Origin of the sequence: Enterococcus sp. AZ103 (assembly GCF_051714685.1) — a bacterium.
GTDB classification, from domain to species: Bacteria; Bacillota; Bacilli; order Lactobacillales; family Enterococcaceae; genus Enterococcus_A; species Enterococcus_A alishanensis.
In genome coordinates, this window is record NZ_JBIOSI010000001.1 from 1,685,181 (window position 1) to 1,698,181 (window position 13,001).

The 13,001-nt window shown below is 41.3% G+C and carries 5 protein-coding genes, 2 rRNA genes and 1 pseudogene; 5 read left to right on the forward strand and 3 right to left on the reverse strand.

The annotated features are described in order from the left end of the window. Window positions 1-56 precede the first annotated feature (56 nt). The gene (locus ID741_RS08500) at window positions 57-689 is read left to right on the forward strand and encodes a VTT domain-containing protein (RefSeq protein ID WP_438719717.1); all 633 of its coding nucleotides are present in this window, start codon (window positions 57-59) and stop codon (window positions 687-689) included. Between the two features lie 10 nt (window positions 690-699). Here ID741_RS08500 and ID741_RS08505 read toward each other — a convergent pair whose 3' ends face one another. From ID741_RS08505 to ID741_RS08515, 3 genes are read right to left on the reverse strand one after another with little or no spacing between them, the layout of a single operon-like run. Beyond that, entirely contained in the window at window positions 700-1,716 is a 1,017-nt protein-coding gene (locus tag ID741_RS08505) for a LacI family DNA-binding transcriptional regulator (protein WP_438719718.1), read from the reverse strand. Between the two features lie 19 nt (window positions 1,717-1,735). Further along, window positions 1,736-2,386, reverse strand: coding sequence for a beta-phosphoglucomutase (gene pgmB, locus ID741_RS08510; protein ID WP_438719719.1), 651 nt, complete (start codon window positions 2,384-2,386; stop codon window positions 1,736-1,738). A gap of 9 nt (window positions 2,387-2,395) precedes the next feature. Beyond that, window positions 2,396-4,663, reverse strand: a complete 2,268-nt coding sequence (locus ID741_RS08515; protein ID WP_438719720.1) for a glycoside hydrolase family 65 protein — start codon at window positions 4,661-4,663, stop codon at window positions 2,396-2,398. 237 nt (window positions 4,664-4,900) lie between these two features. Between ID741_RS08515 and ID741_RS08520 the strand changes: the two are divergent. The 4 genes and pseudogenes from ID741_RS08520 to ID741_RS08535 all read left to right on the forward strand — a co-directional run bounded on the left by ID741_RS08520 (window position 4,901) and on the right by ID741_RS08535 (window position 12,942). Continuing rightward, window positions 4,901-7,081: pseudogene (locus ID741_RS08520) on the forward strand (PTS transporter subunit IIBC). Window positions 7,082-7,084: 3 nt separating this feature from the next. Next, window positions 7,085-7,909 (forward strand): endonuclease/exonuclease/phosphatase family protein, encoded by an 825-nt coding sequence (locus ID741_RS08525; protein WP_438719721.1) that lies wholly within the window; start codon window positions 7,085-7,087, stop codon window positions 7,907-7,909. A gap of 331 nt (window positions 7,910-8,240) precedes the next feature. After that, a 16S ribosomal RNA gene (locus ID741_RS08530) occupies window positions 8,241-9,800 on the forward strand. Window positions 9,801-10,029: 229 nt separating this feature from the next. Further along, window positions 10,030-12,942, forward strand: a 23S ribosomal RNA gene (locus tag ID741_RS08535). Together the 16S and 23S rRNA genes form the textbook arrangement of a ribosomal RNA operon. Window positions 12,943-13,001 lie beyond the last annotated feature (59 nt).

Below are 13,001 nucleotides of genomic sequence, written 5' to 3' on the forward strand. Positions count from 1 at the left end.
TAAATTTTCAGAAAAAATCGTATGATTAATTTAGAAAATTCGAAGGAGTAAATGAAATGGCATTGATTGATTTTATTTTGCATATTGACGCCCATATGCAAATGTTGGTAGCAACATATGGATTAGGTATTTATCCAATACTATTTGGTATTATTTTTATTGAGACAGGTGTCGTTGTTTTTCCGTTTTTACCAGGGGATTCTTTTTTATTTGCGGCAGGAGCTTTAACTGCTTTAGGCGGAAGTGTTTTACATTTACCATATGTGATTTTAATCTGTATTGTAGCAGCTATTTTGGGTGATACGATGAATTATTGGCTGGGGCATAGTTTAGGAGTCAAGGCGCTCTATCATTCACCAATTAGTCGATTTATTAAAGAAGATAAAGTGCGAGAAGCGGAGAATTTTTTTAATGAACGAGGGAAGTGGACAATTTTTCTAGGTCGCTTTATGCCGTTTGTGCGGACTTTTGTACCATTTATTGCTGGCTCTAGTAAAATGCATTGGCCAACTTTTTCTTTTTTCAACATTTTTGGTGCGATTGTTTGGGGATTAGCTGGGACCTTAGCAGGTTATTTTCTAGGAAATATTCAAATTGTCAGCCAACATTTTTCGTTGATTATGCTAATGATAGTCTTTGTCTCTTTAGTGCCGATGGTTCTTCCGTATTTGAAACAAAAAAACACTTGATTGTTTTCAATCAGGCGTTTTTTCGTGCTATAACTGTTTCTCTTTGAATTAATTCGTGAGGGACAACCAGCTGACTTCCATGAACTGGTTTTTGCTGAATTTGATCAATTAATTTTTCGGTAGCCAAATGACCAAGATCGGTAATATCCACATCAACAGTCGTTAAATAAGGATGAACCAAAGTTGCAAAGATGGAATTGTTGAAACTGATCAGCGATAAATCATCAGGGACAACAAGACCGTGTAGATTTGCCAATTGAATAATTCTAAGGGCAAAGACATCATCAATTACCACTAAAGCTGTAGCTTCGGTTTCTTTGATTAGGTTTGGAAAATTGGTGAAATCCTCAGTTTTAGTGAAAGTTGCGGCAGGAAAAGTCGTAAGTCCCGCCCGCATCAAAGCTTCTTGATAACCAAAATAGCGTTCAAAAAAGAGTACTTCTTGGTCAACGTTAGAAGCAAATAAAATTTTCTGATGTCCTTTTTGGATCAAAAATTCTGTGGCTTGCTTGCCTAATAATTGATTGTCGTTATCGATATAAGTAACCGCAGATTCTTGTTGTGCCGGTCGACCGATTAGAGTGAAGGGAATTTTGTTAGCAATTAAATATTCTGCGACAGGATCACGATTCTCAGAATAACTTAAAATAAAACCATCGACTTGTTGTTGGCGATACATCCGCATCACGCTAGCTAACAAAGCCTCCATAGTTTTTGCAGAAGCGATTGCTGTTGTTACTTGATATTCGTGGGCCGCTTCGTTGACGGTATTAATTAATTCTAGATAAAAAGGATTGCCAATCCGTTCCTTAGAATCTAGTGGCGGTAAAATGACCGCAATTGCATTAGCTTTTTGTTTGCCAAGATTTCTAGCGGCTGCATTAGGGAAATAATTCATCTCCTGCATGATTTTTCGAACTTTTTCTTTCGTATCATTTGAAATACTAGGATGATCATTGATTACACGTGAGACAGTTGAAGGAGAGACATTGGCTTTTTTAGCGACGTCTTTTACTGTAGGTTTCACATTCATCTCTCCTTTTAATTTATTTCCATTGTTCTTTTAGATAATTAAAACTCAATTCGTCGGTAGATGCAACAGTCGGTACATCACCTAATATTTTTTTCGAACCAACACCGATTGGTTGCGCACCACTAGCGATAATAGCACTAATGCCAGCCTTAGCATCTTCAATTCCAATACATTCTGCTGGTTTTAGATCAATTATTTCTGCTGCCAATTCAAAAATATCGGGTGCTGGTTTACCATGAGCGACTTTACTAGGGTCGGCAATCCCATCGAAATATTCAGTTAGGGCTAATTGCTTCAGTAAAAAAGGCCCATTTTTACTAGCAGAAGCTAGAGAAATTCTTATCTGATGCTCCTGTAATTGCTGCAACAAAGCTAAAATACCTGGATAAACATCCTTAGGTGAGATTTGTTGAATCATTTGTTGGTAGTTCTCATTTTTTTCCTTAGCTAATGCGATAAATTCTTCTGATGAAATATTTGTCTTGTTGCCATGTTTTAACAACAAGGTCAGGGAATCTTCTCGACTTACCCCTTTTAGTTGCTCATTAAAGGCTCGATCAATTGTAAAGCCGAGTTTTTCTGCTAATTTCTTCCAAGCCAGATAATGATACTCTGCTGTATCAGTAATCACACCATCTAGATCAAATAATACTCCTTTAAACATCTCATCCTCCTAGTGAATCTGTTTTTTTAAAATATCTGTTAAAGTAAAAGTTTCATCATATAAAGTAATAGATAATGGTTCGCCAGATTCTAGTTTGAAGATTACTTCATTCGCGTTTACAGTAACGGCAATCAAACGACCTCGGTAATTAATATGAAAAGCATAGCTCTGCCAGTTTTTAGGTAAGAATGGGGCAAAACTTAATTGTTCTTGAGAAGTTTTCATTTGCGCAAAACCTTGTACAATTGCTAACCAGCTTCCAGTCATTGAGGTAATATGCAATCCATCTTCAGTATCATTATTGTAATTATCTAAATCTAAACGGGCAGTACGCTGGTACATTTCCATCGATTTTTCTTCCATACCTAACTCGGCTGCTAAAACAGCGTGAACTGATGCGGAAAGTGAACTTTCATGGACTGTCATTGGCTCATAAAAATCAAAGTTCTGTTGCTTTTCTTCTTTAGAGAATTGGTCATTAAAGAAATAAATTCCTTGTAAAACATCTGCTTGCTTAATAAAACAAGAACGTAAAATTTTATCCCAGGACCAATTTTGGTTTAATGGTAAATCTTCAGGAGATAAATCCTTTACAGGCATTAAATCTTTGTCTAAGAAAGTGTCATGTTGAACAAAAATACCTAATTCTTGCTCTTCAGGTAAATACATTAAATCAATAATTTCCTGCCAATGAACCAATTCTTCATTTGAAATAGTCACAGTGGTACTTGTTTGATATTTTTGATAAGTCTTTAGCGTATAGTTTAAAATCCAGCGAGCCAAATAATTAGTATACCAGTTATTATTGATGTTATTTTCGTATTCATTTGGACCCGTGACACCGTGAATCATATATTTTCCTTGACGTTTAGAAAAATGGACCCGATCAGCCCAAAAACGGGAAATTTCAGTTAATACTTCTAAACCTTCTTTTTTCAAATAAGCTTCGTCACCAGTATAATTGGCATAGTTATAGATAGCATGGGCAACTGCACCATTTCGATGGATTTCTTCAAAAGTTATTTCCCATTCGTTATGGCATTCGATGCCAGTAAAAGTTACCATTGGATATAATGCGCCTTTTAATCCTTGTTGACGGGCATTATGATGTGCTTGCGGCAATTGATTATGGCGATATTTCAATAAGTTTTTAGTGACTTCTGGTTTAGCCAAAGCCAAATACATCGGTACTGCATAAGCTTCTGTATCCCAATAAGTTGCACCACCATATTTTTCGCCGGTAAAGCCTTTTGGACCAATATTTAGACGTTCATCCTCACCATAATAAGTTGAGAATAGCTGGAAAAGATTAAATCGAATGCCTTGTTGCGCTTCATCATCACCTTCGATTTTTACATCGGCTAATTGCCAACGTTTTTCCCATGCAGCTGTTTGTTCAGCTAATAAGTCTTCAAAGGATAAGTCGTATGCTTCCACTAACTTAACAGCTGTTGGTACTTGCTGATCTTCTGGAATATCACGACTCGTCACAATCACGACTCGTTTTTCCAAACTAGCCGTTTGATTTTCTTTCAAATGGTAATTAAAAGTTTCGCTAACTTCCATCGGTGCTTCAGCAAATGTCCCAGAAACATTGGTATGATGTTTCATTGTTGCTGTAATTGAAAATTGATCAACACCAAATGGATTAGGGATAGTTTCCGCTGTTAGATAACTGATATTTTCTTCACTGCCACGATTTTTTTCTAGCCAAAACATTTCGTCATAATTACTGTCTTCATTATGAACTTGATTATCTAGTTTTGAGATAATTTTCACTTCTGCTTCTCCAGCCAAAATTTCAAAATCTACTTTAATAACAGCCAATTCTAATTTTGTAATACTTAGGAAGCGTTTGAAATTAAAACGAACGGTTGCGCCAGCTATCTCAGCAACAAAACTTCTAGTTAGCAGACCATTTCTCATATCTAATGACAAGTCAAATTCAGAAAAATCGATCTTAGCTAAATCCACTTCGATTTGATTCACAAAGATTTTCATCTGTAAAAAATCAACAGCATTAATCACTTTTCCAAAGTATTCAGGATAGCCATTTTTCCACCAGCCAACTCGCGTTTTGTCTGGGAACCATATACCAGCTAAATAAGTGCCTTGATGATGATCATCACTATAAGTTTCTTCAAAATTTCCTCGCATACCCATATAACCATTTCCAATACTGGTTAAAGATTCTTGCAAGCGGCGATTCTCACGGTTTAATTCATTTGTTTTTATTTTCCAGGGATCAATTGCGAAAAGTCGTTGAATTTTTTGCATAATAAGCCTCCTATAAAATTTCTATAAATTGATAATAGCGCAATCGATTGCGCAAGTCAAACTGAATTACTTAAAAGAATTCAAATCAATATAATTGATATTAAAATCAATGAATAAACGATTTTATCTTTTTTGATTGAAAGAGTTTACAAATAATATTTTTGCGTATATAATGCAATACATCGAAACCGATTGCGTAGATTGGTCGTGAAAAGGAGCGAGCTTTTAATGGAGAAAATCAAACAGGTATTTAGTTTTGCTTTCTGGCAAAAATTTGGGAAAGCGCTGATGGTCGTTATTGCTGTAATGCCGGCAGCTGGGTTGATGATTAGTATTGGTACGTCGATTCCGATGATTTCACCAGACTTAGGGTGGTTAGCAACAGTTGGTGGTGTTATTGAAAATGTTGGTTGGGCAATTATTGGGAATCTACACGTCCTATTTGCTTTAGCGATTGGCGGAAGTTGGGCGAAAGAAAAAGCGGGTGGTGCATTTGCTGCAGGGCTATCATTTATTTTAATTAATCGTATCACCGGAGCAATCTTTGGAGTAACTAGTGAAATGCTGGCAAATCCGGAAGCAGTGACTCATACCTTATTTGGTCAAGAAATTGCGGTCAACGGCTATTTTATTAGTGTTTTAGAAGCGCCCGCTTTAAATATGGGGGTTTTCGTGGGGATTATTGCTGGTTTTGTTGGAGCGACTGCTTACAATAAATACTACAACTTCAGAAAATTACCAGAAGTGTTAACTTTCTTTAATGGAAAACGTTTTGTTCCCTTTGTTGTCATTTTTCGGTCAGTTTTAGTTTCATTGATTTTGGCATTAATTTGGCCTGTTGTCCAAACGGGGATCAATAATTTTGGTATCTGGATTGCAAATTCTCAAGATACAGCACCGATTTTGGCTCCGTTCTTATATGGAACGTTAGAACGATTGTTGCTGCCATTTGGCTTGCATCATATGTTGACAATTCCGATGAATTATACACAATTAGGTGGCGTCTACGAGATTACGACTGGGGTTAATGCGGGTCAGCAAGTATTTGGTCAAGATCCATTATGGTTAGCTTGGGCAACTGACTTAGTCAATTTAAGAAATGCTGGTGATATGGGTCAATATAATGACTTGTTAGCAGGTCTGACGCCGGCTCGTTTTAAGGTTGGACAAATGATCGGCGCCTCAGGAATATTGATGGGATTAACTTTTGCAATGTATCGCAATGTAGATCCTGGCATTCGGAAAAAATATAAATCAATGTATTTATCAGCAGCAGTGGCTGTTTTCCTAACTGGTGTAACTGAACCTTTAGAGTATATGTTTATGTTTGTAGCGGCACCGTTGTATGCTTGTTATGCAGTCATTCAAGGTTTAGCCTTCGCAATGGCGGATATTATAAATTTACGGGTTCATTCATTTGGAAATATTGAATTGTTAACAAGAACGCCGATGGCCATCAGAGCAGGTTTAGGATCTGATTTATTCAATTTTGTATGGGTAACAATCCTATTCGGCATATTTACGTATTTCTTTGCTAGCTTCATGATTAAGAAATTTAATTACGCAACTCCTGGTCGTGCCGGAAATTATGAAATTGACAATGATGATGAAACGACTGGTAATAATAGTGGTAACGGTTCAGCTGTTGCCGATGATCAAATTGTTAAAATTATTAATCTTTTAGGTGGGAAAGAAAATATTAGCGATGTAGATGCTTGCATGACACGTCTGCGAGTTTCAGTTAAAGATCATGATCAAGTAGGTAGTGAAGAATAATGGAAAAAAGCTGGTGCCATGGGGCTGTTAGTCAAAGACAATGGTGTACAAGCAGTCTATGGTCCGAAAGCCGATATTTTGAAATCAGATATTCAGGATTTATTAGATGCCAATATCGAAATACCTAAAATTGATTTAACTGATCGTAAGGTTGAAACAATAGAAGAAAATAAAAATTTTAAAGGACTAACTGAAAAAATATCGTCCCCAGCAGATGGGCAATTCATTCCTATTGATAAAGTTGAAGATGAAGTTTTCTCGAAAAAAATGATGGGCGAAGGTTTTGCTGTTATTCCGACTGACGGGAATGTTGTTAGTCCGGTATCAGGCAAAGTAGTGTCGATTTTCCCAACAAAACACGCCATTGGTTTAGAAACGTCAGAAGGAATTGAAGTATTGGTTCACATGGGTATTGATACTGTGGATTTAAATGGAAAAGGTTTTGAATTATTTGTAACAAGCGAACAAATGGTTCAAGCAGGGGATTTAATTGCTAAAGTTGACCTTGACGTACTGGAGTCGGCCGACAAATTAACAACTATGATTGTTATATTCACTAATGGTGATAAAATTAAAGATTATCGTTACGAGGCAATAGACAAAGTTGAAAAAGGACAAGAAATTGGCACGCTAGAAATTTAAGAGGTGAGAGAAATTAATTTTTTAACCTTTAATACCCATAGTTGGCTAGAAAATAACGACCAACAACAAGTAGAAGTTTTAGCACAAAAAATATTAAAAGAAGATATTTCGATAATCGCATTACAGGAAGTCAATCAAAAAATTACCTCTAAAGAGATTCAAGTAGATCATTATTTTCAATTAAATAATGAGCAGCAATCTGTTCATGAGGACAATTTTGCTTATTGTGTAGTGAATAGGTTACGAGACTTAGGAACAAACTATTACTGGAGTTGGGCGTTCAATCATATCGGTTATGACAAATATCATGAAGGTGTGGCAATTTTGTCGAAAACTCCTTTTCAAGCTGAAGTGATAAAAATTTCGCTAGAAGATGATCCGGCAGATTATCACACACGAAAAGCGTTGTTGGGGAAAAGTGAATCTTTGTGTTTTTTATCTGGTCATTTTTCCTGGTGGAGTCAGTCTAGTGGATTTGCATATGAATGGAGAAAAGTTGAGGGTCGATTATGGGATCAAAAATTGCCGCTAATTATAATGGGAGATTTTAATAATCCGGCGAATCAAAGAGACCAAGGCCGAGATTTAGTTTTAGCGAGTCAGTTAAACTTACAAGACAGTTTTGAAGTAGCAACTGAAAAGATTGGTGAAGGAACAATCCCAGGGGGAATAGACGGTTGGGAAAAAAACGCTCAGTCCCTCAGGATTGACTACATCTTTTTGGCACAAGAGTTTCTAGTTGAAAAATATCAAATTGTTTTTGACAATATTAGTGATTTACAAATTAGTGATCATTATGGGGTGCTTATAAAAACTAGTCTGAAATAGGCTAGTTTTTATCTTTTAAAAAATACTTGACGAAGTCTTAAGAGAATGATAATCTAACTAAGCTGTCAAATGACGAAGGCAAACAATTTGAAATGATTTAAAAAGTTTCGAAAAAAATATTTCAAAAAGTTGTTGACATTCATTCGGTCAGCTGTTATGATATAAAAGTTGCTGATGCAACAGAAATAGACCTTTGAAAACTGAACGAATAAGACGAACCAAATGTGTAGGGCGTTCCTATTAATAGGAACAAACAATACAAAGCAAGCAATATGCTAGCAACAAGTCAATTAATACAATTGAGCTAACAGTCGCAAGACTGTGCAAACTTTTTAATGAGAGTTTGATCCTGGCTCAGGACGAACGCTGGCGGCGTGCCTAATACATGCAAGTCGAACGCTTTTTCTTTCACCGGAGCTTGCTCCACCGAAAGAAAAGGAGTGGCGAACGGGTGAGTAACACGTGGGTAACCTACCCTCCAGCGGGGGATAACACTTGGAAACAGGTGCTAATACCGCATAACAAAGAAAACCGCCTGGTTTTCTTTTGAAAGGCGCAATTGCGTCACTGGAGGATGGACCCGCGGTGCATTAGCTAGTTGGTGAGGTAACGGCTCACCAAGGCAACGATGCATAGCCGACCTGAGAGGGTGATCGGCCACATTGGGACTGAGACACGGCCCAAACTCCTACGGGAGGCAGCAGTAGGGAATCTTCGGCAATGGACGAAAGTCTGACCGAGCAACGCCGCGTGAGTGAAGAAGGTTTTCGGATCGTAAAACTCTGTTGTCAGAGAAGAACAAGGATAAGAGTGGAAAGTTTATCCCTTGACGGTATCTGACCAGAAAGCCACGGCTAACTACGTGCCAGCAGCCGCGGTAATACGTAGGTGGCAAGCGTTGTCCGGATTTATTGGGCGTAAAGCGAGCGCAGGCGGTCTCTTAAGTCTGATGTGAAAGCCCCCGGCTCAACCGGGGAGGGTCATTGGAAACTGGGAGACTTGAGTGCAGAAGAGGAGAGTGGAATTCCATGTGTAGCGGTGAAATGCGTAGATATATGGAGGAACACCAGTGGCGAAGGCGGCTCTCTGGTCTGTAACTGACGCTGAGGCTCGAAAGCGTGGGGAGCAAACAGGATTAGATACCCTGGTAGTCCACGCCGTAAACGATGAGTGCTAAGTGTTGGAGGGTTTCCGCCCTTCAGTGCTGCAGCTAACGCATTAAGCACTCCGCCTGGGGAGTACGACCGCAAGGTTGAAACTCAAAGGAATTGACGGGGGCCCGCACAAGCGGTGGAGCATGTGGTTTAATTCGAAGCAACGCGAAGAACCTTACCAGGTCTTGACATCCTTTGACCACTCTAGAGATAGAGCTTCCCCTTCGGGGGCAAAGTGACAGGTGGTGCATGGTTGTCGTCAGCTCGTGTCGTGAGATGTTGGGTTAAGTCCCGCAACGAGCGCAACCCTTATTGTTAGTTGCCATCATTTAGTTGGGCACTCTAGCGAGACTGCCGGTGACAAACCGGAGGAAGGTGGGGATGACGTCAAATCATCATGCCCCTTATGACCTGGGCTACACACGTGCTACAATGGGAAGTACAACGAGTCGCGAAGTCGCAAGGCTAAGCTAATCTCTTAAAGCTTCTCTCAGTTCGGATTGTAGGCTGCAACTCGCCTACATGAAGCCGGAATCGCTAGTAATCGCGGATCAGCACGCCGCGGTGAATACGTTCCCGGGCCTTGTACACACCGCCCGTCACACCACGAGAGTTTGTAACACCCGAAGTCGGTGAGGTAACCTTTATGGAGCCAGCCGCCTAAGGTGGGATAGATGATTGGGGTGAAGTCGTAACAAGGTAGCCGTATCGGAAGGTGCGGCTGGATCACCTCCTTTCTAAGGAAAATTACGGAGACTACACAAGTTTATCTTTATTCGTTCAGTTTTGAGAGGTCTACTCTCAAATCGTTCATTGAAAACTGGATACAAAAAACAAACCAAAAATTTTTAAAACAAACCGAGAACACCGCGTTGAATGAGTTTTTTAATAGTTCAATTGCTTATTTTTATTTATTGGAACTCTATCGCTAGAGGGAAGATAAAGACCCAACCGTAAGGTTGATAAGGTTAAGTGAATAAGGGCGCACGGTGGATGCCTTGGCACTAGGAGCCGATGAAGGACGGGACTAACACCGATATGCTTCGGGGAGCTGTAAGTAAGCTTTGATCCGGAGATTTCCGAATGGGGAAACCCAGCATCTTTAACAGGATGTTACTGTTCAGTGAATACATAGCTGAATGGAGGTAGACGCAGAGAACTGAAACATCTAAGTACCTGCAGGAAGAGAAAGAAAAATCGATTCCCTGAGTAGCGGCGAGCGAAACGGGAAAAGCCCAAACCAAGAGGCTTGCCTCTTGGGGTTGTAGGACTCCGATATGGTAGTTGATTGAAATAATCGAAGGACCTGGAAAGGTCTGCGAGACAGGGTAAAAGCCCCGTAGATGAAATTTGAATCACACCTAGGAGGATCCTGAGTACGGCGGAACACGAGGAATTCCGTCGGAATCCGGGAGGACCATCTCCCAAGGCTAAATACTCCCTAGTGACCGATAGTGAACCAGTACCGTGAGGGAAAGGTGAAAAGCACCCCGGAAGGGGAGTGAAATAGATCCTGAAACCGTGTGCCTACAACAAGTCAAAGCCCGTTAATGGGTGATGGCGTGCCTTTTGTAGAATGAACCGGCGAGTTACGATCCCATGCGAGGTTAAGTCGAAGAGACGGAGCCGTAGCGAAAGCGAGTCTGAATAGGGCGAATGAGTATGTGGTCGTAGACCCGAAACCATGTGATCTACCCATGTCCAGGTTGAAGGTGCGGTAAAACGCACTGGAGGACCGAACCCACGTACGTTGAAAAGTGCGGGGATGAGGTGTGGGTAGCGGAGAAATTCCAAACGAACTTGGAGATAGCTGGTTCTCTCCGAAATAGCTTTAGGGCTAGCCTCAGAGTAAGAATGATGGAGGTAGAGCACTGTTTGGACTAGGGGCCCATCTCGGGTTACCGAATTCAGATAAACTCCGAATGCCATACATTTATCTCTGGGAGTCAGACTGTGAGTGATAAGATCCATAGTCGAAAGGGAAACAGCCCAGACCACCAGCTAAGGTCCCAAAATATATGTTAAGTGGAAAAGGATGTGGGGTTGCACAGACAACTAGGATGTTGGCTTAGAAGCAGCCACCATTTAAAGAGTGCGTAATAGCTCACTAGTCGAGTGACCCTGCGCCGAAAATGTACCGGGGCTAAACATATTACCGAAGCTGTGGATTACACCTTAGGGTGTAATGGTAGGAGAGCGTTCTAAGGGCGTTGAAGGTAGACCGTGAGGACTGCTGGAGCGCTTAGAAGTGAGAATGCCGGTATGAGTAGCGAAAGACAGGTGAGAATCCTGTCCACCGTATGACTAAGGTTTCCTGGGGAAGGCTCGTCCGCCCAGGGTTAGTCGGGACCTAAGCCGAGGCCGAAAGGCGTAGGCGATGGATAACAGGTTGATATTCCTGTACTCGTTGTTTTTGTTTGAGCAATGGAGGGACGCAGTAGGCTAAGAAATCAGACGATTGGAAATGTCTGTCTAAGCAATGAGTCTTAAGATGAGTCAAATGCTTATCTTTCTAAGGACAAGTTGTGATGGGGAGGGAAATACAAGTACCGAAGTTTCTGATGTCACACTGCCAAGAAAAGCTTCTAGTGAGAAAACAATGACCCGTACCGTAAACCGACACAGGTAGTCGAGGAGAGTATCCTAAGGTGAGCGAGCGAACTCTCGTTAAGGAACTCGGCAAAATGACCCCGTAACTTCGGGAGAAGGGGTGCTGATCTAACGATCAGCCGCAGTGAATAGGCCCAAGCGACTGTTTATCAAAAACACAGGTCTCTGCAAAATCGAAAGATGAAGTATAGGGGCTGACGCCTGCCCGGTGCTGGAAGGTTAAGAGGAGTGCTTAGCGTAAGCGAAGGTACGAATTGAAGCCCCAGTAAACGGCGGCCGTAACTATAACGGTCCTAAGGTAGCGAAATTCCTTGTCGGGTAAGTTCCGACCCGCACGAAAGGCGTAACGATTTGGGCACTGTCTCAACGAGAGACTCGGTGAAATTTTAGTACCTGTGAAGATGCAGGTTACCCGCGACAGGACGGAAAGACCCCATGGAGCTTTACTGCAGTTTGATATTGAGTGTCTGTACCACATGTACAGGATAGGTAGGAGCCGTAGAAGTCGGGACGCTAGTTTCGACGGAGGCAATGGTGGGATACTACCCTTGTGTTATGGCCACTCTAACCCGCATCACTAATCGTGATGGGAGACAGTGTCAGATGGGCAGTTTGACTGGGGCGGTCGCCTCCTAAAGAGTAACGGAGGCGCCCAAAGGTTCCCTCAGAATGGTTGGAAATCATTCGCAGAGTGTAAAGGCACAAGGGAGCTTGACTGCGAGACCTACAAGTCGAGCAGGGACGAAAGTCGGGCTTAGTGATCCGGTGGTTCCGCATGGAAGGGCCATCGCTCAACGGATAAAAGCTACCCTGGGGATAACAGGCTTATCTCCCCCAAGAGTCCACATCGACGGGGAGGTTTGGCACCTCGATGTCGGCTCGTCGCATCCTGGGGCTGTAGTCGGTCCCAAGGGTTGGGCTGTTCGCCCATTAAAGCGGCACGCGAGCTGGGTTCAGAACGTCGTGAGACAGTTCGGTCCCTATCCGTCGCGGGCGTTGGAAATTTGAGAGGATCTGTCCTTAGTACGAGAGGACCGGGATGGACTTACCGCTGGTGTACCAGTTGTCTTGCCAAAGGCATCGCTGGGTAGCTATGTAGGGAAGGGATAAACGCTGAAAGCATCTAAGTGTGAAGCCCACCTCAAGATGAGATTTCCCATTTCTTAAAGAAAGTAAGATCCCTGAGAGAAGATCAGGTAGATAGGTCAGAAGTGGAAGTGCAGTGATGTACGGAGCGGACTGATACTAATCGATCGAGGACTTAACCAAGAAAAAATGGACTCGGAAGTTAAAAAAAGATGGAATGTTTTTTGATCCAGTTTTGAGTG